Below are 19,986 nucleotides of genomic sequence, written 5' to 3' on the forward strand. Positions count from 1 at the left end.
ATGCATGCCGCTAACCAAGGCAGAGCAAACTAACAACAGGTCGAGGTTCCGACATGAGCGATACCGCAGAGCGCGTCAAGAAAATCGTTGTTGAGCATCTGGGTGTAGATGCCGACAAGGTCACCGAAGGCGCAAGCTTCATTGATGATCTTGGTGCAGACAGCCTCGACACCGTCGAGCTGGTCATGGCTTTCGAAGAAGAATTCGGCGTTGAAATTCCTGACGACGCTGCAGAAACGATCCTCACGGTCGGCGACGCTGTGAAGTTCATCGATAAGGCATCCGCCTAATCTGAGCTTTTGGGGCTGGGATTCTTGCAATCCCGGCCCTACTTGTCTTCTGCTTGGAGACACGAACGAACATAACCGGTTCTGGCCAAACACAGGCCACATGCGAAACGCAATCCGGTAGCAAGATTGAGCATCGGCCGTATGAGGCGCTATTCGCCTGCGGGATGTCTCCAACGAAGTTTATCAAATCTAAGGGGTGGATATGAGGCGTGTCGTCATCACCGGTCTTGGTCTGGTGTCTCCGCTTGCAAGCGGTGTCGAAGAGACCTGGAAGCGTCTTGTTGCCGGTGAAAGCGGTGCTCGCCGCATCACGGAATTTGAAGTTGACGATCTGGCCTGCCAGATTGCCTGCCGTATTCCGATCGGCGATGGCACCAACGGCACATTCAACCCCGATCTCCATATGGAGCCCAAGGAACAGCGCAAGGTTGATCCTTTCATCGTCTATGCTGTTGGCGCAGCTGATCAGGCTCTGGACGATGCCAACTGGCATCCTGAAAGCGATGAAGATCAGGTTCGCACTGGCGTTCTGATCGGCTCCGGCATCGGTGGCATCGAAGGCATCGTCGAAGCGGGCTACACGCTGCGTGACAAGGGTCCGCGTCGTATTTCGCCATTCTTCATTCCCGGACGTTTGATCAATCTGGCTTCCGGCCATGTTTCGATCAAGCACGGACTTCGTGGCCCGAACCATTCCGTGGTAACTGCCTGCGCAACCGGAACGCACGCCATTGGCGATGCTGCCCGTTTGATTGCCTTTGGCGATGCCGACGTCATGGTTGCCGGTGGTACGGAATCGCCGGTCAGCCGCATTTCGCTGGCAGGCTTCGCTGCTTGTAAGGCTCTGTCCACCAAGCGCAATGACGATCCAACCACAGCTTCCCGTCCTTATGACAATGACCGCGACGGTTTCGTCATGGGTGAGGGTGCAGGCGTTGTTGTTCTTGAAGAGCTGGAACACGCTCTTGCGCGTGGCGCAAAGATCTACGCTGAAGTCATCGGCTACGGTCTGTCAGGTGATGCTTTCCATATCACCGCTCCGACTGAAAGCGGTGAAGGCGCAGAGCGCTGCATGGTTGCAGCTTTGAAGCGCGCTGAAATCACTCCGGACCAGATCGATTACATCAATGCGCATGGCACTTCGACCATGGCTGATACCATTGAGTTGGGTGCAGTCGAACGTGTTGTTGGCGATGCGGCCTCGAAGGTCTCCATGTCTTCGACAAAGTCGTCAATCGGGCATTTGCTCGGTGCGGCAGGTGCTGCGGAGGCAATCTTCTCAACGCTAGCTATCCGCGACAATATCGCTCCGCCAACGCTTAATCTGGACAATCCAGCGGTTGAAACCAAGATCGATCTCGTTCCGCACAAAGCGCGCGAACGCAAAATCGATATCGCGTTGTCGAACTCTTTCGGTTTCGGCGGCACCAATGCTTCGTTGATTCTGCGTCGCTATTCCTGAATGGTAGCCTAAGCAAAAGTCGATCTATTTAAAAACGCGGGGATTTCTCCGCGTTTTTGCCAAAATATAACCCGATGCGATGTTTAAACCTGCTTTTTGTGGTTAGTGTGCTTCACAAGTATTTGGTTGATTTGTATGCCGTCTCGCGCGGGTCTCAGGACGAGGTGATGGAGTGAGTTCAGAAGAAAAGCCCGGAGCCAACCCTGCAGAGCAGCAGCCGCAAGGTGCTGTGGTGTCCGAACAGGCGGCAGCTAAGCCTTTCGTGCCGAAATCTGCTTCAGAGGCTCTGCGCCCTGAACCGGGTACGCCACCGCCGCGCAAGCGTTCGCGCCATGCACGAAGCCAGATCGTCGTCTTCATGAATTTCATGCTGTCACTGATCGTACTGGTTTTGCTCGGTGCATCGGCCCTGTTTTACTTCGGCAAGTTACAATTTGACTCTCAAGGGCCTCTGACTGCTGAAACCACATTCCTTGTGAAGCGTGGCGCTGGCGTTTCAGAAGTTTCGAACAGCCTCGAAGGCCGTGAAATCGTCAGCGACGCACGTATCTTCCGCTACGGTATGCGTGCTTACGGCCATGAGAATGATCTCAAGGCTGGCGAATATGCGATCCCTGCTGGCTCGACCATGCGCGACGTGATGAATATTCTGATCAGTGGCAAGTCGATCATGTATCCGCTGACAATTCCGGAAGGCCTGACTGTCAAACAGGTGTTCGACCGTATCTCTGCCGATCCAATTTTGGTTGGTGATATGCCAAAGAACATGCCTCCCGAAGGTGGTCTGTTCACCGACACGCTCAACTTCACACGCGGCTCGACACGCGAAGAAATCATCAATCGTATGATCGCTTCACAGCAGAAGTTGATTGACGATACTTGGGCGAAACGTCGCGCTGATCTGCCGGTCAAGGACAAGAATGAGTTCGTGACGCTTGCTTCTATCGTTGAGAAAGAAACAGGTATCGCATCGGAACGTCCGCATGTGGCTTCGGTTTTTGTGAACCGTCTCAACAAGGGTATGCGTATTCAGTCCGATCCGACTATCATTTACGGCCTCTTCGGTGGTGCTGGTAAGCCTTCTGATCGCCCGATCTTCAAATCAGATATCGAGAAGCCAACGCCATACAACACTTATGTAATCAATGGTCTTCCGCCGACACCAATTGCCAATCCGGGTCGCGCAGCACTTGAGGCTGTGGCCAATCCGCTTGATACTGAAGACCTTTATTTTGTGGCTGATGGTACTGGCGGGCATGTTTTTGCCAAGACCTTGGCCGAACACAATGCCAATGTGCGCAAATGGCGCGCGGTTGAGCAAGAAAAGAACCAGCTACAGCAGCAAAACACCGCCCAGTAATGGGCGGTTTTACTTCGCATGCTAGTCTTTGGTGAAGAAAGGTGCACATGGCGCTCCAGAGTATGACAGGGTTTGCGCGCCACGCGATACAGTATGGTGCAGCGGATAACGAAGCACGGATCGTGTGGGAAGTACGCTCGGTCAACGGCAAGGGCCTGGACCTGCGTTTGCGTTTGCCGCAAGGTCTGGAAGGTGCTGAGCACCCGGTTCGGTCACTTCTGGCGCGTTATTTTTCGCGCGGAAATTTTCAGGCAAGTCTGACAGTCGAACGTGCAGAAGCCCAGGCGGGTTTCACTATCAATCAAGCAATGCTCGATGAAGTTCTGAAACTAGGTGCGGAGCTGCAGGCCCGACACGGTCTTCAGCCAGCAAGCGTTGATGGCATTCTCTCGCTGCGTGGCATTATCGATCAGGCGCAAGTCAGCGAAGACGACAATTCACGCGCAGGGATTGAGGCAGCGGTAGTTGCGGCTTTTGAAGGCGCCTTGAAATCCATTGCCGAAGCACGCGCTCACGAAGGCCAATCACTTTTCACGATCCTTTCCGGCCATGTCGATACGATTGAGCGTTTGACACTTGAAGCGCGGAACGATCCGTCGCGTAGTGTCGAAGCTATCCGCACAAAGCTGGCCGGGCAGGTCGCTCTACTCATGGAAACCGGACGCGATCTTGATGAAACGCGGCTTTATCAGGAAGCGGCCTTCCTTGCGACCAAGGCGGACATTCAGGAAGAGCTGGACCGGCTGGAAACCCATGTCGCTTCCGCCCGCAAGCTGCTTTCCGATGGCGGTCCGGTAGGGCGTAAGCTTGACTTTCTTTCACAGGAATTTAATCGCGAAGCCAATACGCTGTGTTCGAAGTCGAATGCAGCGTCGATCACCGCAATCGGCCTTGAGCTGAAAGCAGTCGTCGATCAGTTTCGCGAACAGGTACAGAATCTGGAGTAACGGAAAATGGCCATCTCTTCGGTCGAACATGGCATTGCACGCAGAGGCTTGATGGTGGTGATTTCGTCACCGTCGGGTGCTGGAAAATCCACAATCGCGCGACAGTTGCTCGGCGATCCGGATATGAAGCTTTCGCTATCGATCTCCGTTACCACGCGTGAGCGCCGCCCAAGCGAAATCGATGGCGTGCATTACCACTTCATCACCAAGCGTGAATTTGAGCGGCTGCGTGACAATGATGAGCTGATCGAATGGGCGGAAGTGCATGGCAACTTCTACGGCACGTTGCGCCAGACCGCTGAGGAAGCGCTGGCAGACGGTCAGGACATGCTGTTCGATATTGATTGGCAGGGTGCTGAACAGCTCCAAGCCAAGATGCCTGCCGATGTGGTGTCGATCTTCATTCTGCCGCCTACCATGCGTGAGCTGCAGAACCGCCTCAACCGCCGTGCTGAAGACACGGCTGATGTGATCGAAACCCGCTTGCAGAATGCGCGGTTTGAAATCCAGAAATGGGTAAAATACGACTATATCGTCATCAATGAAGACCTTCAGCGCTCCTATGCGGGCATCAAAGGCATCATCGTTGCCGAGCGTCTGCGCCGTGATCGGCGTCCGGGACTTTTCGAATTTGTCGAAGGTCTTCTGGAGGAAAATCCGGGAATCTAAACAGCCATCAAAGCGCGGGGAGGGCGTGACGTGAGACCAGTTGTTGTCGTCACTGGAGGCAGCAGAGGTATTGGTGCTGCGACTGCAACGCTCTTCGCGCGTGAAGGCTATAATGTCTGCATCAGCTATGTAAGCGATGTTGATGCCGCTCTTGGCACTGTAAAAGCCTGCGAAGGCTTCGGTGCTAAAGCAATAGCTGTGCGCAGCGACGTTGCAAACCGGCAAAACGTGATCGATCTTTTCGCAACCTGTGATCGGGAGCTGGGCGCGCCCAGCTGTCTTGTCAACAATGCGGGCATCATCGGGCAAAACACCCGCATCCAGGGGCTCGAGGAAGAAGCACTCGAACAAACATTCAGGACGAATGTCTTCGGGTTACTCTATTGCACACAGGAAGCCGCACGCCGGATGTCGACTGCGAACGGTGGCTCTGGCGGCACAATCATCAATATTTCATCAGTGGCTTCCATTCTGGGGAGCCCGGGCGAATATGTCCATTATGCTGCCTCAAAAGGTGCGGTTGAAACCATTTCGATCGGCGCTGGCAAAGAGCTGGCACCGGAAGGTATTCGGGTAAATGCCATTCGTGTCGCCACGACCAACACGTCTATTCATGCACTAAGTGGTAATCCTGATCGACCTGCAAAAATTGCAGCCATGACACCGATGGGCCGTATCGCTGAGCCGGAAGATATTGCACAAACAGCGCTCTGGCTCGCTTCCGATAAATCAGGATTTGTAACCGGAACCGTCATTACAGTTGCGGGTGGTCTAAGCGCTTAATTTAGTTGATAATATTATGTCACGCCGTCGGTTTGATTTCCGATTGCGACGATAATGATTGGGCATTCGAAATGAACTGCCGAAAAATTGTAGAAAGTTGTGATTGCCGTGTCTTTTGTAAGTCCGCCCACCAAGCACTGGTCTGTTGTTGAGCTATTGCATGAAACGGTCAAGAACCCGAATATTCATGTACGAGGAAAACACAGCTATTACAGCAATGCCTGGACAGGCTCATTTGAAGATAGCGTTGTTCGGTACTTGTATGGTGATGAATACAGCCTCAAGGCTTGGGAATCTCAATGGCCTGTGGATCAGCTCCACATAGGTGATTACGTTTGTATCGGCGCGGAAGCAGTCATCCTGATGGGTGGCAACCATACGCATCGTACGGACTGGTTCAGTCTCTATCCATTTCCGGATGTCATTCTCGATGCCTATAAGGGAAAGGGCGACACCGTTATTGCGGATGGTGCCTGGATTGGAATGCGTGCCATGTTGATGCCGGGCATCACTGTCGGAGAAGGGGCAATCATCGCCTCTGGTGCTATTGTGACGAAGGATGTCGCACCTTACACGATTGTCGCCGGTAATCCTGCTACAGTGGTTCGCTCGCGGTTTTCAACACCGGTCGTTGAAACCCTGTTGGGCCTGGGAATATACAACTGGGATCAGAAAAAGTTCGATGCAATGAAAGCCTATCTCTGCGCAAGCGAGATTGAAGTGCTTGTCAGCGCTTCGGCAAAATACGATGCCTCGGTCAAAATAACGGAATGAGCTTTGCGCTCATTCCAGCCTGATCGTAATGCGATCCGTATCAGCAACCAATTGCCGAAATGCTTCCAGAAAAGGCTTGCCGCCGAGCGTTTTTAGCTCGCTCAGGGCTTCCACATTCCTGAATACGAGTTCGCATTCGCCCGGCCAGCCGGGGCCACCCCATTGCACACCATCCCAGAATGAATCGAGCGTATAGCCAAAGGATTTTGGATCAAGCGCGGGCACGGTGTCGAGATAGCGCTGCCAGAGCTCGTTGGGTGACTTTATGCCGGTGCAGTCGATTTCATGGACCGGCAGCATCAGTCGACCAGTATGAGGATCGCGTCCACTACGGCCAGTGTGAAGAGCAGCGCGATCATGGTTGCAGCTGCAATCACCATCATCCGCTTTTGTCGGGAGCGCTTTTCAGGCTGCTTTCCACTCCAGTCATATGGCGTCTCAGGCATTATCTCCTCCGGCATGATTTATCTCTTCAACCAGTCTCCATGGGTCCTGATCTTTATAAGCGTGCACATGACTGCGCCCATCTGCAAGATAAACAATACCCTGAGCGCCATAAAATTTACCGTCGGGATATCGCATGACGATCATTACTTCATATCCGCGTGCATCTTTGTAAACGCAACCTGTCCGGACTTTGAGTGTCATGCGCGGTCCTCTCGGGTCGCTTTCAGCAATAAGGGCTGTGGAGAAAATGTTATAGCTGCTGGAGTGCGATACGATTGCCTTCACTATCCATAATTTCAGCTACAAAGCTATTTTCGCCGAAAGCTGTCTTTGGAAACAGTACTTCGCTGCCGAATTTCGCCGCCTTTGCAATTGCCTTATCGATGTCAGCAACGCTGAGATAGACAATCGCACCATTGATAGTTGGCACATAGACGTCGCCTTCTGCCAGCGCGCCACTAGCACTATCCTTACCTTCTTCAAAAGGAAAGTAAGCCATGCGATTGCCGTGGATTTCGACCACCTCGCCAAATGCCATGTCGAAGACTTCAGAATAAAACGCGATGGCACGTTCAAGCTTTGTGGCCGGAATTTCGATGTGGGCGATGATATTCATCAAGAAGCTCCGAAAGAAGAAATGGCTGTTTCGCTGGCCTTCCTGATCGAATTGAGGATGCGGCTGCGGATTATGCCGCTGACTGGACGGATCAGATACCAATAGGGCGTGAAGCGAAGATGACTTTTACGATCAGGGCAAAAGACACGGGTTTCGGTGACTAGGCGCGTTTTGCTGCCCTGTTCGGTCACTGTGAATGTCAGTGCAAGCTTTGCAACGCCCGGTGTGCAGAAAGCGAGATAGTCTTCCGCGCTTTCCATTTTTACGAGGCCGAAATCAGTTTTCCAAAACTGCCCCACCAGCCCATAAACCAGTGCTTCACTGGGCCTATGATCAAGCAGCGTAAACTCATGCAAGCCGAAAGGCGGCGCAACGTTATTTTCGCGCCCACGCAATTTTGCGAGCGCCCGCATAGGCACTTCGCGTAGCGCAATCATGCTGCGGAAGAACATGTCCGTTTCTGGCCTGTAGCTCATTGCCGCCTGCAAGACGAGCTCAGGAGCAGCATTGACATCGCAGCCATGGATTTCGCTGAAACCATATTCGGGCAGGTATTTGTCGATCAGCTGCATGAGCAGGGATTATACCGCTGTACCACCGACCGTGACCTGATCCATGCGCAGATGCGGCTGTCCGACGCCGACCGGCACCCACTGTCCGCCCTTGCCGCAATTGCCCGACCCCGTATCGAGCTTCATATCATTGCCGATCATCGAAATGCGTTGCATGGCATCCGGGCCATTGCCGATCAGCATCGCGCCCTTGATCGGCGCACCGATCTTGCCGTCTTCGATCATGTAAGCTTCCGTGCAACCGAACACGAATTTGCCAGACGTAATGTCCACCTGACCGCCGCCGAATGAAACGGCATAAATGCCCTTCCTCATGGAGGCGATGATCTCTTCCGGCGTTTTGTCACCAGAAAGCATATAGGTGTTGGTCATGCGCGGCATGGGTGCGTGTGCATAAGATTCGCGGCGACCATTGCCAGTGGCTTCCATGCCCATCAGGCGGGCATTCTGCCGGTCCTGCATGTAATTCACCAGCTTGCCATCTTCGATCAGCACGGTGCGATTGGTCGGTGTGCCTTCATCATCGATGGTCAGTGAGCCGCGACGCTCGGAGATCGTACCGTCATCGACAACGGTTACGCCTTTCGAAGCCACCTGCTGTCCTAGAAGGCCGGCAAAGGCGGAAGTCTTCTTACGATTGAAGTCGCCTTCAAGGCCGTGACCAACGGCTTCATGCAGCATTACACCCGGCCAGCCATTGCCCAGCACAATGTCATAGGTGCCCGCCGGGGCGGGGATCGCTTCGAGATTAATCAGAGCCTGACGCAATGCTTCATCGGCAACGCTCTGCCAGCTTTCCGTGGAGATAAAATCACCAAAGCCCTTGCGTCCACCAAGTGTGTGGGAACCGGATTCCTGACGGTCGCCATTGCCTGCTACCACCGAAACGCTCAACCGCACCATTGGGCGAACATCACGCACAAAATGCCCATCAGCCCGCAAAATTTCCACCTGCTGCCATGATCCGGCGATGGAAACAGAAACCTGCCGCACCTTGGGATCTTTCGCCCGCAGATAGGCATCGATTTTCTGCAGAAGCTGAACTTTTGCATCGAAAGTTGGCGAGCCGATTGGGTTCTCGTCAGTATAAAGATGGCGATTGGTACCAGCAGGTGCCGCTGCATATGTGCCGCTATGACCTGTCAGTGTGGCCGAGACCGCATCGGACGCGCGTTTGAGAGCCGCAACTGAGAGATCGCCCGCATGGGCATAGCCAATGGCTTCGCCAGCAACAGCGCGCAAGCCAAATCCCTGATCCTGATTGAACGAGCCGGTCTTCAGGCGTCCGTTATCGAAAACGAGTGCTTCCGCCTCGCGATATTCCATAAAGAGTTCGCCGTCGTCGCTACCTTTCAGGCTTTGCGAGACAAGGCGCTCAATATCGTCACGAGTTACATCGAAGCTATTGATCAGGCTCTTCATAAAAATAATCCTGCGGCATGTGTTTGCCACAGGATGTAAGCGCTAAATCGGTTGAGAACAACCTTGAGATTACGGCAAGGCGTCGAAGCCTTCACCAAATCCCTTCAAATCTACGGGAATTCCAACCCCTTCTTCCGGTGTCTGGAAGACGATGAAGGTTGCAGACTTGCCATTGCGGAATGTGTTGAGCAGTTCGTCTTCAAGGATGACCTCTGCATAGCAGCCGTCTTCAAAGCAGCGCACGAAATAGGCGCGGCCGATATCCTTGCCATCAACATTCAAGCCAAGGCCGTTTGGCAGCAATACGCCGAGCGGGGCCAGAACGCGCAGGATACGAGCCTTGTTATCAGCAGTTTTGAGAACAACGACCGAAAGACCGAGTTCGGGACGCTTGGCTGCAACCACGTTCTGAATGAGCGCGCATTGCTCGGTTTTGGCACCGGCTGGCGTATCACACAGAATTGCCCATGGGCCATGTTGTGATTTGAGCGTGCCGCTCTGCTGCGGCGTCGCGGAAGATTGCGGCTGCGCAGGTGTTTGTGCCGTTGGTGCTGGAAGTTGCGCAGGCGTTTCCTGCGCGACTGACGGCATTGTGGCAGCCGCGAAGACCAGAGCTACACTCGTTGCAAGGGTAGCAAAGCGTTGGAAAATCGAGCGGCGGGCGGATGTGCGGAAAATCATGAAATCTCCAGATCGAATCACCGGGACGTTACCCTCCGAAACAGGCGGTGAAAAGCTATTGTCGCTTCCGAGCCATCATCGCAAAGGTGATACCGGCATTGCATCTAAGATGCGTCCCCGGCAGTTGCATCCATTATCACGCGGCACGTTAGAGGAAACCTCTTGCTAAATCATGGCTTCATTATGGGTTTATCAGGTTTTTCCCAAGTTTTCGAAGGGTTATGACGCTTTATTGAATGATCGGCATGCGGGCCTCTGACGCAGGCTTGCGCGCAAAAATGCCGCACAGGAACATATTCGCCTTCCTTGCGGTGTGCGTTAAGGTGTGGTTTGAACGCTGACGGGGGATACGGCCGTCTAAACGTCCGGCGTCCAGCCTGAAAGGGCGAAAAGGGAGAGAGTTCTGGTGGATAAATTTGTTGCCACAACGAGGGGTGCCGTCGTTGGTGCTTTCGCATTGCTGTGGACGAGCGGTGCCGCTTTGGCGGATCAGCCGCGTCCATGGGAGATAAGATTTCAAGAAGCTGCGACCGGTATTGCCGAGCAGATTCATTGGTTTGAGCGTTATACGCTCTGGTTCATCATTCCAATCACATTGCTGGTTCTGGCGCTGATCGTCTGGTGTGTGATCAGGTTCCGCGCAAGCGCAAACCCAGAACCATCCAAGACCAGTCATAATACGGCTATCGAGGTTATCTGGACCGTGGGTCCGGTCATTATTCTGCTTTTCCTTGCGGTGCCGTCGTTCCAGCTTCTGACTGCGCAATATTCGCCTCAGGATCCGACGCTGACGGTCAAAGCAACCGGTTATCAGTGGTACTGGGGCTATGAATATCAGACCGAAACGCCGGTAAGCTTTGATTCGCTTATCCTGAAGGATGCTGATCGCGCTGCTGCAGGCAAAGAAGATTATGCTCGTTATCCGCGCCTTCTGGCAGTCGATAACGAAGTGGTCGTTCCGATTGGCGAAACGGTCCGTCTTCTGGTAACAGCTGCCGATGTGATCCATTCATGGACCATTCCGGCCTTTGGTGTGAAAATGGACGCCGTACCGGGCCGTATCAACGAAGCCTGGTTCAAAGCCGACAAGGAAGGCCTCTATTATGGCCAGTGTTCCGAGCTTTGCGGCAAGGACCATGCCTTCATGCCAATCGCCGTTCGTGTCGTCTCAAAAGAGCAGTACAACACATGGCTGACGGCAGCCGCCTCGGATGTTCCGGGTGCAAACAAGGCGCTTCAGGCTGAGCTTGAAGGCGATGCAAACGATAAAGTGGCTGCGGCGGGTCTTTAAAGACTTCGATACGCAAGACTGTTGAAAAACGGGAGCGAATTCCATGGCTGGCACAGCAGCTCACGAGCATGGAGCCCATGACGACCACAAGCCTAAAGGCTGGGTGCGCTGGGTTTACTCGACCAATCATAAAGACATCGGTACTCTGTACCTGATCTTCGCAATCATTTCCGGCATCATCGGCGGCGCATTGTCTATCGCGATGCGCGCCGAGCTTCAGGAGCCGGGCATCCAGATTTTCCATGGTCTGGCACAGATGGTTTATGGTGTTGAGGGCGACGCAGCTCTCGATGCTGGTAAGCATATGTTCAACGTGTTCACCTCTGCGCACGCTCTGGTCATGATCTTCTTCATGGTTATGCCTGCGCTGATCGGTGGTTTCGCCAACTGGATGATTCCGCTGATGATCGGTGCGCCTGATATGGCGTTCCCGCGTATGAACAATATTTCGTTCTGGCTTCTTCCACCGGCGCTCACACTGCTGCTGATCTCGCTGTTCATGCCTTCGGCACCCGGCGGCTGGGGGCCTGGCGGCGGCTGGACGCTGTATCCGCCGCTTTCGACGAGCGGTCAGCCTGGCCCGGCAATCGATTTCGCGATTCTCGCGCTCCATATTTCCGGTGCGTCGTCGATCCTTGGTGCGATCAACTTCATTACGACGATCCTGAACATGCGTGCTCCGGGCATGACGCTGCACAAGATGCCGCTGTTCGCCTGGGCTGTGCTAGTAACTGCTTTCCTGTTGTTGCTTTCGCTTCCGGTTCTCGCAGGTGGCATCACCATGCTGCTGACTGATCGTAACTTCGGCACGACCTTCTTCACGCCGGATGGCGGTGGTGATCCGATCCTTTACCAGCATCTGTTCTGGTTCTTCGGTCATCCAGAAGTGTACATTCTGATCCTGCCGGGCTTCGGTATCGTCAGCCACATCATTTCGACCTTCTCGCGCAAGCCGGTCTTCGGTTATCTTGGCATGGCTTACGCTATGGTCGCGATTGGTGTTGTCGGCTTCGTCGTCTGGGCTCACCATATGTACACGGTCGGTCTGTCGCTCGACACGCAGCGCTACTTCGTTTTCGCAACGATGGTTATCGCGGTTCCGACGGGCATCAAGATCTTCTCTTGGATCGCGACCATGTGGGGCGGCTCGCTGACCTTCCGCGCGCCGATGCTCTGGGCGATTGGCTTCATCTTCCTGTTCACGGTTGGTGGTGTAACGGGCGTTCAGCTCGCCAATGCCGGTCTCGACCGTGCGCTGCATGACACCTATTACGTTGTGGCTCACTTCCATTACGTTCTGTCGCTGGGCGCTGTGTTTGCGATCTTCGCAGGCTGGTACTACTGGTTCCCGAAGATGAGCGGCTATATGTACGACGAATTCACCGCGAAGCTGCACTTCTGGGTCACCTTCGTCGGCGTCAATCTCGTCTTCTTCCCGCAGCACTTCCTCGGTCTTGCTGGTATGCCACGTCGTTACATCGACTATCCGGATGCCTATGCAGGCTGGAACATGGTGTCGTCTTACGGCTCGTACATTTCCGGCTTCGCTGTGCTGATCTTCCTCTACAATGTCTTTGAGGCATTTGCGAAGAAGCGTGAAGCTGGTGCGAACCCATGGGGTGAAGGCGCGACGACGCTGGAATGGCAGCTTTCATCGCCTCCGCCGTTCCACCAGTGGGAACAGCTGCCGCGTATAAAGTAAATGTGCAAGGGGCGAGCCCTGAAAGGGGTTCGCCCTCGCGCAAAACTGTGATATGTGCGGGCGGCATTCAGTTCCGTCCGTCACCGATTGAAGTTCAAGACGACGCTTCTGACTAGGAGTGAATGCATCTCCGGGAGGTAAAAGTCGTATTGAATAGCTGATGTGTGCTCTGGGCCGAGCACAGCATTGGCCCGGTGAATTCGAGGTTGTAGAAGTTAATGTCTCTGGTGGAAAAAAACACGGTTTCCGATGACGCATTCGCTCTTTCCGAGGCGACTGCGCGGGATTATCTCGTCCTGCTGAAGCCGCGTGTGATGTCACTTGTGGTGTTCACCGGGCTTGTGGGCTTGGTGCTTGCGCCTGGGCATATGAACCCTGTGCTGGCTGCGATCAGCATTCTCTGCATTGCGGTGGGTGCTGGCGCGTCCGGGGCTCTCAATATGTGGTACGATGCCGATATTGATGCCGTGATGAAGCGCACCCGCAATCGTCCAATCCCAGCAGGTATCATTGCACCGAACCAGGTTTTGGCCTTTGGCCTCACGCTTTCGGTATTTTCTGTCATTACGCTTGGCCTGATGGTCAATTGGCTGGCTGCAGCTCTTCTTGCCTTCACCATCTTCTTCTACGCCGTGATCTACACGATGTGGCTCAAACGCTCGACGCCGCAGAACATCGTTATCGGTGGCGCCGCCGGTGCTTTCCCGCCAATGATCGGCTGGGCTGCTGCAACTGGCGAGATCACATGGGACAGCGTTGTGCTGTTGATGATCATCTTTCTTTGGACGCCACCACATTTCTGGGCTTTGTCGCTGTTTTCGACCAATGACTATGAAGCCGCACGAGTCCCCATGATGCCGAATGTGAAGGGCGAACTTTCGACCCGTCGGCAGGCGATGTTTTATGCCGTAATCATGGCGCCTGTAGGTGTGCTGCCTTACGTGCTTGGTTTTGCTGGCATCACTTATGGCGTGATTTCTACACTGCTCGGTCTGGCATTCGTCTATTATGCATGGCGCATGTGGATGGCCGAAAGCCATGCTCAGATGCTGCTTGCCGCGCGCAAACTGTTCCGTTTTTCGCTGATGTACCTTTCGGGCGTCTTTGCGGTTTTGCTGGTGGAAGCGCTGGCGATCAGGCTGCTGACAGCCTTTGGAGTGATTTGATGGGTAATTCTGTACAGAAGCCAAATAACGAGGAACTAGAACTGGTTGTACCAACTGAGCAGCAGAGAAAAGCTCAGCGCAACCGTTCCTGGGGCCTCGCAATTGCTTTGGCTCTGTTCGTTGTCCTCGTTTATGTGGGCACAATGGCAAAGCTGGGAGCGAATGTTCTGGTTCGTCCACTCTAATTTTAGGGTGGACTGATAAGAGTTCTATCTGGGAGGAGAGAATGGCAGATCAGCAGAAAATTGATGAGAAGCAGAAGCGGCTCAATCGTTCAAACCGTACGGTTGCGATTGCGTGTCTGTCCTTCTTTGTCTGCATGATTGGCGCGGCTTATGCTTCAGTGCCGCTCTATCGTATTTTCTGCCAGGTAACGGGTTACGGCGGCACCACGCAGCGCGTTGAGCAATATTCCGATACCATTCTGGACAAGACCATGAAGGTGCGTTTCGACGCCAACACCGCAAATGGTTTGCCTTGGGAATTCAAGCCGGTTGAGCGCGAAGTGACCGTGCGTATCGGCGAAACCACCATGATAAAATATGAAGCGCGTAATCTGTTTGATGAGCCGACCTATGGTCGCGCGAGCTTCAATGTGGCTCCGGGCCGTGCAGGCGCTTATTTCAACAAGGTTGAATGCTTCTGCTTTACCGATACGACTTTGCAGCCGGGTGAAGACATGGAAATGCCGGTTGTTTTCTTCGTTGACCCGGAGATCGTCAATGATCCGGATTTGAAAGACGTAAAGACGATTACACTTTCCTACACGTTCTTCCCGATTGACAAGCCGAAGCCTGTTGCAAATGCAAAAGCGACACAAGCGGCAAATAGCGGAAGCTGATTTCGAAAATTGTGCGGCACACAATGCCGCAAAGACAAAAGAGCCAAGCGGCTCTATGTTACGATACTAAGGGATTTGTCTGAGATTCTTAGGGGAGCTTAGACAGGAAGGCACAGAGAGGAGCCTTGGGGAGAGACATGGCTGACGTTCACGAGAAAAATCACGACTATCACATCATCGCGCCCAGCCCATGGCCGTTCCTGAGTTCGGTTGGCGCGTTCGTGCTTGCCGTCGGCGGCATTTCATGGATGCGTTATATCAATAACGGCCAGCTTCCGTTCTTCGGTATCAATCTGGTGACGCCATGGATTTTCTTCATCGGCTTGGCGATCGTTTTGTATTGCATGTATGCTTGGTGGGCAGACACGATCAAGGAAGGCCATGAAGGCCATCATACCCGCGTCGTGGCACTGCATCTGCGCTACGGCATGATCATGTTCATTGCCTCGGAAGTCATGTTCTTTGCTGCATGGTTCTGGGCATTTTTCGATGCAAGCCTGTTCCCGAACGAAGTGCATCAGGTGATGCGCGCTGAATTCACAGGCGGTCAGTGGCCTCCAAAGGGCATCGAAGTTCTCGATCCGCTGCACCTGCCGCTTTACAACACTGTCATTCTGCTCCTTTCGGGTACGACATTGACATGGGCGCACCATGCTCTGCTCCACAAGGATCGCAAGGGCATGATCACAGGCCTTGCGCTGACGGTTGCTTTGGGCGTGCTGTTCTCGTTCGTTCAGGCCTACGAATACATCCATGCACCGTTCGAATTCAAAGACTCGATCTATGGCGCGACCTTCTTCATGGCAACTGGCTTCCATGGCTTCCACGTCATCGTGGGAACGATCTTCCTGCTGGTGATCCTGTTCCGCGCGATGGGTGGTGATTTCACCCCGGAACGCCATTTTGGCTTTGAAGCAGCCGCTTGGTATTGGCATTTCGTGGACGTCGTCTGGCTGTTCCTGTTCTTCACGATCTACGTGTGGGGCGGTTGGGGCGCACCAATGCACGGCGGCTGATCAGCTGTTTGATAAGATGATGAGGCGGCCTTGGAAACATGGCCGCCTTTTCTTTTCGCAAGTGTTAGGGAGCGTGTGATGTCGGACCATAATCTATATCCAGCAGTCGATCCGGTGAAGAGCGGGCTGACAGGGCATTGCCCGCGTTGCGGCGAAGGTAAACTGTTCGATGGCTTCTTAACTGTCGCGCCGCGCTGCAGGGTCTGTGGTCTGGACTATTCGTTCGCCGATTCTGGCGATGGGCCTGCCGCCTTCGTCATTCTCATCATCGGTTTTATCGTGGTTGGCCTCGCATTATGGATGGAGGTCAATTATTCGCCGCCTCTATGGGTGCATTTCATTCTGTGGGTGCCACTGGCGATTATCCTTAGTCTTCTTGCCATGCGCAGCATCAAGGGTATTCTCATCAATCTGCAATTTCGCAACAAGGCGTCACAAGGACGTCTGGATGATGACAATGAATGACCAATCAAAGCGGCAGCGCCTGCCATGGGGACTGCTGATCGCTTCACTTATCGCGCTGATAATTCTCCTTGGACTGGGTACGTGGCAAGTCGAACGGTTGCAGTGGAAAGAAGCGCTGATTGCGTCCACGCAGGAACGTATTCATGAGCCGCCTTTGCCGCTTGCAGAGATGGAAAAAATCTATCGTGAAAAAGGGACTGTTGAATATCTGCCGGTGACGGTTTCCGGCACTTTCATGCATCAGGGCGAACGCCATTTTCTGGCGACCTATGAAGGTAAGCCGGGTTTCAATGTCTATACGCCGCTGATGCTTGAGGATGGCCGCTTCGTACTGGTCAATCGCGGCTTCGTCCCTTACGAAAAGAAAGACCCGCAAAACCGCCTTGATGGACAACTGGATGGCCCTGTGACGATTACGGGACTTGCACGCGATCCTCTGAGCGCAAAGCCGGGCTACTTCCTTCCGGACAATGATGTCGCAAAAAATATCTTCTATTGGAAAGATTGGTCGGCCATGGCTGAAAGCGCGGATATTCCGTCGCTGGATGATGCTGTGCCGTTCTTTATTGATGCCGATAACAAGCCAAACTTTGGCGGTTTGCCTGTTGGCGGCGTGACGATTATTGATTTCCCCAACAACCATTTGCAATATGTGGTTACATGGTATGGCCTCGCTTTGGCGCTGATAGGGGTTGTCGGAAGCTGGCTCTGGCGGTATCGAAAGGCTACAAAGACTTGACAAGGGCCTCGTTAGAGCCCAACTCCGGCCTTATATGCCGATCCTATATGCCCGACCCTATATGCCCGACCCTATATGATTGTGAGCACTTCAAGCCACGCCGAACCCTGCGAGCACGCTTCATGACCAATACACGACCCCCTCTGGAAATCCGCCTCTGCGGCCCGCGCGGCTTTTGCGCAGGTGTTGATCGGGCAATCCAGATCGTGGTGCTGGCTCTGAAGAAATATGGCGCGCCTGTCTATGTGCGCCATGAGATCGTGCATAATCGCTATGTTGTTGAAGGTCTGCAGTCCCGCGGGGCGATTTTTGTCGAAGAACTTGATGAAATTCCGGCTGAACATCGTGATCAGCCGGTGGTATTTTCCGCCCATGGCGTACCGAAATCAGTGCCAGCGGATGCGGAATCCAAGAACCTCTTCTATCTTGATGCAACTTGCCCACTGGTTTCCAAGGTGCATAAGCAGGCCATGCGTCATCAGCGCCTTGGCCGTCACGTCATCCTGATCGGTCATTCCGGCCATCCGGAAGTCATCGGCACTATGGGGCAGCTGCCCGAAGGCGCTGTGACGCTCATCGAAACGGTTGAGGATGCGCGGGCGATTGAATTCGCTGATCCAGATAATCTCGGATTCGTAACCCAGACGACACTGTCGGTAGACGACACAGCTGGTATCATCGTTGAGTTGCAGCAGCGTTTCCCGAACCTGACGGCACCTGCCGCAGAATCGATCTGCTATGCCACCACGAACCGTCAGGATGCGGTGCGCGCAGCGGCTCCTGGATGCGATCTGTTTCTTATCGTGGGTGCTCCGAACTCTTCCAATTCCAAGCGTCTTGTCGAAGTTGCTGAAAAGGCGGGCGCGGGCATGTCGATGCTTGTGCAGCGCGCAAGCGATATCGAATGGGATAAGGTCGGAGATATTTCGGTCGTCGGGCTTTCGGCTGGTGCATCAGCGCCTGAGATCATCGTCGATGAGATCATCGATGCTTTCAAAGCCCGTTTTGATGTGAAGATCGAACTGGCAGAAACGACAGTTGAAACCGAAAACTTCCTTGTGAATCGTGAGATACGCGATGTGGAATTGACGGTGCGCGATATGGCATTCGTCAACGGCGAAAACCGGGTCGTCGGTATTCCTAAATTAGAGCGCATCCCGAAAACTGGCTAACGGCTTTCGGATAAGACGCGTGTGGTGAATATGGGGAAATAAGCGGCATGGCCGTCTATACAGATATCAACGAAATCGAACTTGGCGCTTTTCTCGAGCAATACGACATAGGTGCTCTGACTTCCTATAAGGGCATTGCGGAAGGTGTCGAGAACACCAATTATCTGCTCCACACCACGACAGGCTCTTTCATTCTCACGCTTTATGAGAAGCGCGTGAACCGCGATGATTTGCCGTTTTTCCTTAATCTGATGCTGCATCTTTCCAAGCGTGGTCTGGAATGCCCGCAGCCGGTTGTGCGTCGTGATGGCGCAACGATTGGTGAGCTTGCAGGGCGTCCGGCGGCAATCGTGACCTTCCTTGAAGGCATGTGGATGCGTAAGCCAACCGTCGCTCATTGCGAAGAAGTTGGTCGTGGATTGGCAGAAATGCATCTGGCGGGTGAGGACTTCGACATGCGCCGCCGCAACGGTCTGACATTGCCCGATTGGCGTCCGTTGTGGGACTTGTCCAAGGCGCGCGCCGATGCTGTTGAGCAGGGGCTGGCTTCAGAGGCAGAAAGCGATCTTGATTACCTTGAAAAGAACTGGCCAACGGGATTGCCTGAAGGCGTCATCCACGCTGACCTCTTTCCTGATAACGTGTTTTTCCTTGGTGATCGCCTGTCGGGCTTTATCGATTTCTATTTTGCGTGCACGGATATTCTCGCCTATGACGTGGCGGTCTGCCTGAACGCATGGTGCTTTGAGAAAGATTTCTCTTTTAATCTAACCAAGGGCGCGGCCTTCCTGCGGGGTTATAATTCAGTGCGACCGCTTTCGACCGCTGAAATTGAGGCTCTGCCAGTATTGGCCCGCGGCGCTGCTGTTCGCTTCATGCTGACCCGTCTTTATGACTGGCTTAATGTGCCGGATGGCAGCTTTGTCATGAAGAAAGACCCGATGGAATATGTGCGCCGTATGCGCTTCCACCGACAGGTCACATCTGCAACGGAATATGGTCTTGAACTGAGCGGAGCTGACGCGTGAAGCAGATTGAAGCTTTCACGGATGGTGCATGCTCTGGCAATCCCGGTCCCGGTGGTTGGGGGGCTATCGTGCGCTGGAACGGTCATGTGAAAGAGTTGAAGGGCGGCGAAGCCGACACCACCAACAATCGCATGGAGCTGATGGCCGCGATTTCAGCGCTTAATGCTCTCAAAGAGCCATGCGAAGTCGATCTCTATACCGACAGCGTTTATGTGCGTGATGGTATTTCCGGCTGGATTGAGGGCTGGAAGCGCAACGGCTGGAAAACTGCAGCCAAGAAGCCGGTCAAGAATGCAGAGTTGTGGCAGGCACTGGATGAGGCGCGCAAGCCGCATAAGGTGACGTGGCACTGGGTTAAAGGCCATGCTGGCCATCCGGAAAATGAACGCGCTGATGAACTTGCCCGCGCCGGTATGGAGCCATTCAAGTATAACGGTCACAAATCGCTTCAAGTTAAGTAATCAAAGCATTTCGAATAAAAGTGCGATGCATCGGATAATGCGAGAGAACAAAGCGATAGAGCGGTTTCAATGATTCAGCATT

25 protein-coding genes are annotated in these 19,986 nt (G+C 53.7%); 18 read left to right on the forward strand and 7 right to left on the reverse strand.

The window, feature by feature from the left end; all coding sequences use genetic code 11:
* Window positions 1-53 precede the first annotated feature (53 nt).
* The 7 genes from ABWV94_RS00340 (at window position 54) to ABWV94_RS00370 (ending at window position 6,285) form a co-directional block, all read left to right on the forward strand.
* The gene (locus ABWV94_RS00340; protein WP_002963616.1) at window positions 54-290 is read left to right on the forward strand and encodes an acyl carrier protein; all 237 of its coding nucleotides are present in this window, start codon (window positions 54-56) and stop codon (window positions 288-290) included.
* A 202-nt stretch (window positions 291-492) separates the two neighbouring features.
* Complete coding sequence (fabF, locus tag ABWV94_RS00345) at window positions 493-1,752, forward strand: beta-ketoacyl-ACP synthase II (protein WP_113498350.1); 1,260 nt, start codon at window positions 493-495, stop codon at window positions 1,750-1,752.
* 172 nt (window positions 1,753-1,924) lie between these two features.
* Window positions 1,925-3,112, forward strand: a complete 1,188-nt coding sequence (mltG, locus tag ABWV94_RS00350; RefSeq protein ID WP_007873999.1) for an endolytic transglycosylase MltG — start codon at window positions 1,925-1,927, stop codon at window positions 3,110-3,112.
* 47 nt (window positions 3,113-3,159) lie between these two features.
* On the forward strand, window positions 3,160-4,059 hold the full coding sequence (locus ABWV94_RS00355; RefSeq protein ID WP_113498348.1) for a YicC/YloC family endoribonuclease: 900 nt from the start codon (window positions 3,160-3,162) through the stop codon (window positions 4,057-4,059).
* A gap of 6 nt (window positions 4,060-4,065) precedes the next feature.
* Window positions 4,066-4,728 (forward strand): guanylate kinase, encoded by a 663-nt coding sequence (gene gmk, locus ABWV94_RS00360; RefSeq protein WP_007874006.1) that lies wholly within the window; start codon window positions 4,066-4,068, stop codon window positions 4,726-4,728.
* A 30-nt stretch (window positions 4,729-4,758) separates the two neighbouring features.
* Entirely contained in the window at window positions 4,759-5,511 is a 753-nt protein-coding gene (locus ABWV94_RS00365; protein WP_113498346.1) for an SDR family oxidoreductase, read from the forward strand.
* A 108-nt stretch (window positions 5,512-5,619) separates the two neighbouring features.
* On the forward strand, window positions 5,620-6,285 hold the full coding sequence (locus tag ABWV94_RS00370; RefSeq protein WP_353412430.1) for a CatB-related O-acetyltransferase: 666 nt from the start codon (window positions 5,620-5,622) through the stop codon (window positions 6,283-6,285).
* Window positions 6,286-6,294: 9 nt separating this feature from the next.
* On the opposite strand, the gene ABWV94_RS00375 is transcribed toward ABWV94_RS00370, so the two are convergent.
* The 7 genes from ABWV94_RS00375 to ABWV94_RS00405 form a co-directional block, all read right to left on the reverse strand.
* Window positions 6,295-6,585, reverse strand: a complete 291-nt coding sequence (locus ABWV94_RS00375) for a hypothetical protein (protein WP_113498343.1) — start codon at window positions 6,583-6,585, stop codon at window positions 6,295-6,297.
* The gene (locus ABWV94_RS00380) at window positions 6,585-6,731 is read right to left on the reverse strand and encodes a hypothetical protein (RefSeq protein ID WP_153223297.1); all 147 of its coding nucleotides are present in this window, start codon (window positions 6,729-6,731) and stop codon (window positions 6,585-6,587) included. The genes ABWV94_RS00375 and ABWV94_RS00380 overlap by 1 nt, the downstream gene beginning before the upstream one ends.
* The gene (locus tag ABWV94_RS00385; protein ID WP_113498341.1) at window positions 6,724-6,933 is read right to left on the reverse strand and encodes a hypothetical protein; all 210 of its coding nucleotides are present in this window, start codon (window positions 6,931-6,933) and stop codon (window positions 6,724-6,726) included. The genes ABWV94_RS00380 and ABWV94_RS00385 overlap by 8 nt, the downstream gene beginning before the upstream one ends.
* A 49-nt stretch (window positions 6,934-6,982) precedes the next feature.
* Window positions 6,983-7,348 carry a VOC family protein gene (locus ABWV94_RS00390; RefSeq protein ID WP_113498338.1) on the reverse strand — a complete coding sequence of 122 codons (366 nt, stop codon included), beginning with the start codon at window positions 7,346-7,348 and terminating at the stop codon, window positions 6,983-6,985.
* On the reverse strand, window positions 7,348-7,920 hold the full coding sequence (locus ABWV94_RS00395; protein ID WP_007874014.1) for a hypothetical protein: 573 nt from the start codon (window positions 7,918-7,920) through the stop codon (window positions 7,348-7,350). The genes ABWV94_RS00390 and ABWV94_RS00395 overlap by 1 nt, the downstream gene beginning before the upstream one ends.
* 9 nt (window positions 7,921-7,929) lie before the next feature.
* On the reverse strand, window positions 7,930-9,342 hold the full coding sequence (gene tldD / locus ABWV94_RS00400) for a metalloprotease TldD (protein ID WP_113498336.1): 1,413 nt from the start codon (window positions 9,340-9,342) through the stop codon (window positions 7,930-7,932).
* A 69-nt stretch (window positions 9,343-9,411) separates the two neighbouring features.
* On the reverse strand, window positions 9,412-10,023 hold the full coding sequence (locus ABWV94_RS00405) for an invasion associated locus B family protein (RefSeq protein ID WP_064320283.1): 612 nt from the start codon (window positions 10,021-10,023) through the stop codon (window positions 9,412-9,414).
* Between the two features lie 406 nt (window positions 10,024-10,429).
* On the opposite strand from ABWV94_RS00405, the gene coxB reads away from it, so the two are divergent.
* From coxB to rnhA, 11 genes are all read left to right on the forward strand, one after another.
* Window positions 10,430-11,314: a cytochrome c oxidase subunit II gene (coxB, locus tag ABWV94_RS00410; protein ID WP_353412433.1), complete on the forward strand. Its 885-nt coding sequence runs from the start codon at window positions 10,430-10,432 to the stop codon at window positions 11,312-11,314.
* A 43-nt stretch (window positions 11,315-11,357) separates the two neighbouring features.
* Window positions 11,358-13,016, forward strand: coding sequence for a cytochrome c oxidase subunit I (gene ctaD, locus ABWV94_RS00415; protein ID WP_007874019.1), 1,659 nt, complete (start codon window positions 11,358-11,360; stop codon window positions 13,014-13,016).
* Window positions 13,017-13,234: 218 nt separating this feature from the next.
* Window positions 13,235-14,182, forward strand: a complete 948-nt coding sequence (cyoE, locus tag ABWV94_RS00420; RefSeq protein ID WP_113498334.1) for a heme o synthase — start codon at window positions 13,235-13,237, stop codon at window positions 14,180-14,182.
* Entirely contained in the window at window positions 14,182-14,367 is a 186-nt protein-coding gene (locus ABWV94_RS00425; RefSeq protein ID WP_007874021.1) for a cytochrome c oxidase system small membrane protein, read from the forward strand. The genes cyoE and ABWV94_RS00425 overlap by 1 nt, the downstream gene beginning before the upstream one ends.
* A 41-nt stretch (window positions 14,368-14,408) precedes the next feature.
* The gene (locus tag ABWV94_RS00430) at window positions 14,409-15,023 is read left to right on the forward strand and encodes a cytochrome c oxidase assembly protein (protein ID WP_113498332.1); all 615 of its coding nucleotides are present in this window, start codon (window positions 14,409-14,411) and stop codon (window positions 15,021-15,023) included.
* 137 nt (window positions 15,024-15,160) lie between these two features.
* On the forward strand, window positions 15,161-16,039 hold the full coding sequence (locus ABWV94_RS00435; RefSeq protein ID WP_007874023.1) for a cytochrome c oxidase subunit 3: 879 nt from the start codon (window positions 15,161-15,163) through the stop codon (window positions 16,037-16,039).
* Between the two features lie 78 nt (window positions 16,040-16,117).
* Window positions 16,118-16,504: a DUF983 domain-containing protein gene (locus tag ABWV94_RS00440; RefSeq protein WP_007874024.1), complete on the forward strand. Its 387-nt coding sequence runs from the start codon at window positions 16,118-16,120 to the stop codon at window positions 16,502-16,504.
* Window positions 16,497-17,243, forward strand: a complete 747-nt coding sequence (locus ABWV94_RS00445; RefSeq protein ID WP_113498330.1) for an SURF1 family protein — start codon at window positions 16,497-16,499, stop codon at window positions 17,241-17,243. Before ABWV94_RS00440 ends, ABWV94_RS00445 begins: the two co-directional genes overlap by 8 nt.
* 122 nt (window positions 17,244-17,365) lie before the next feature.
* On the forward strand, window positions 17,366-18,415 hold the full coding sequence (gene ispH / locus ABWV94_RS00450) for a 4-hydroxy-3-methylbut-2-enyl diphosphate reductase (RefSeq protein WP_112806996.1): 1,050 nt from the start codon (window positions 17,366-17,368) through the stop codon (window positions 18,413-18,415).
* Between the two features lie 47 nt (window positions 18,416-18,462).
* Window positions 18,463-19,443 (forward strand): homoserine kinase, encoded by a 981-nt coding sequence (locus ABWV94_RS00455; RefSeq protein WP_113498328.1) that lies wholly within the window; start codon window positions 18,463-18,465, stop codon window positions 19,441-19,443.
* The gene (gene rnhA, locus ABWV94_RS00460; RefSeq protein WP_064320288.1) at window positions 19,440-19,904 is read left to right on the forward strand and encodes a ribonuclease HI; all 465 of its coding nucleotides are present in this window, start codon (window positions 19,440-19,442) and stop codon (window positions 19,902-19,904) included. The genes ABWV94_RS00455 and rnhA overlap by 4 nt, the downstream gene beginning before the upstream one ends.
* Window positions 19,905-19,986: the final 82 nt, after the last annotated feature.

Origin of the sequence: Brucella sp. NBRC 12953, from assembly GCF_040369775.1 — a bacterium.
GTDB classification, from domain to species: domain Bacteria; phylum Pseudomonadota; class Alphaproteobacteria; order Rhizobiales; family Rhizobiaceae; genus Brucella; species Brucella pseudogrignonensis.

What these genes read in the sequence shown, in the direction of transcription:
- ABWV94_RS00445 (WP_113498330.1), top strand. Translation starts at nt 16,497, where the DNA reads ATGAATGACCAATCAAAGCGGCAGCGCCTGCCATGGGGACTGCTGATC.
- ABWV94_RS00405 (WP_064320283.1), bottom strand. Translation starts at nt 10,023, where the DNA reads ATGATTTTCCGCACATCCGCCCGCCGCTCGATTTTCCAACGCTTTGCT.
- gmk (WP_007874006.1), top strand. Translation starts at nt 4,066, where the DNA reads ATGGCCATCTCTTCGGTCGAACATGGCATTGCACGCAGAGGCTTGATG.
- ABWV94_RS00455 (WP_113498328.1), top strand. Translation starts at nt 18,463, where the DNA reads ATGGCCGTCTATACAGATATCAACGAAATCGAACTTGGCGCTTTTCTC.
- ABWV94_RS00395 (WP_007874014.1), bottom strand. Translation starts at nt 7,920, where the DNA reads ATGCAGCTGATCGACAAATACCTGCCCGAATATGGTTTCAGCGAAATC.
- tldD (WP_113498336.1), bottom strand. Translation starts at nt 9,342, where the DNA reads ATGAAGAGCCTGATCAATAGCTTCGATGTAACTCGTGACGATATTGAG.
- ctaD (WP_007874019.1), top strand. Translation starts at nt 11,358, where the DNA reads ATGGCTGGCACAGCAGCTCACGAGCATGGAGCCCATGACGACCACAAG.
- ispH (WP_112806996.1), top strand. Translation starts at nt 17,366, where the DNA reads ATGACCAATACACGACCCCCTCTGGAAATCCGCCTCTGCGGCCCGCGC.
- ABWV94_RS00435 (WP_007874023.1), top strand. Translation starts at nt 15,161, where the DNA reads ATGGCTGACGTTCACGAGAAAAATCACGACTATCACATCATCGCGCCC.
- ABWV94_RS00425 (WP_007874021.1), top strand. Translation starts at nt 14,182, where the DNA reads ATGGGTAATTCTGTACAGAAGCCAAATAACGAGGAACTAGAACTGGTT.
- ABWV94_RS00375 (WP_113498343.1), bottom strand. Translation starts at nt 6,585, where the DNA reads ATGCTGCCGGTCCATGAAATCGACTGCACCGGCATAAAGTCACCCAAC.
- fabF (WP_113498350.1), top strand. Translation starts at nt 493, where the DNA reads ATGAGGCGTGTCGTCATCACCGGTCTTGGTCTGGTGTCTCCGCTTGCA.
- ABWV94_RS00390 (WP_113498338.1), bottom strand. Translation starts at nt 7,348, where the DNA reads ATGAATATCATCGCCCACATCGAAATTCCGGCCACAAAGCTTGAACGT.
- ABWV94_RS00355 (WP_113498348.1), top strand. Translation starts at nt 3,160, where the DNA reads ATGGCGCTCCAGAGTATGACAGGGTTTGCGCGCCACGCGATACAGTAT.
- ABWV94_RS00430 (WP_113498332.1), top strand. Translation starts at nt 14,409, where the DNA reads ATGGCAGATCAGCAGAAAATTGATGAGAAGCAGAAGCGGCTCAATCGT.
- ABWV94_RS00380 (WP_153223297.1), bottom strand. Translation starts at nt 6,731, where the DNA reads ATGCCTGAGACGCCATATGACTGGAGTGGAAAGCAGCCTGAAAAGCGC.
- ABWV94_RS00440 (WP_007874024.1), top strand. Translation starts at nt 16,118, where the DNA reads ATGTCGGACCATAATCTATATCCAGCAGTCGATCCGGTGAAGAGCGGG.
- ABWV94_RS00385 (WP_113498341.1), bottom strand. Translation starts at nt 6,933, where the DNA reads ATGACACTCAAAGTCCGGACAGGTTGCGTTTACAAAGATGCACGCGGA.
- cyoE (WP_113498334.1), top strand. Translation starts at nt 13,235, where the DNA reads ATGTCTCTGGTGGAAAAAAACACGGTTTCCGATGACGCATTCGCTCTT.
- ABWV94_RS00340 (WP_002963616.1), top strand. Translation starts at nt 54, where the DNA reads ATGAGCGATACCGCAGAGCGCGTCAAGAAAATCGTTGTTGAGCATCTG.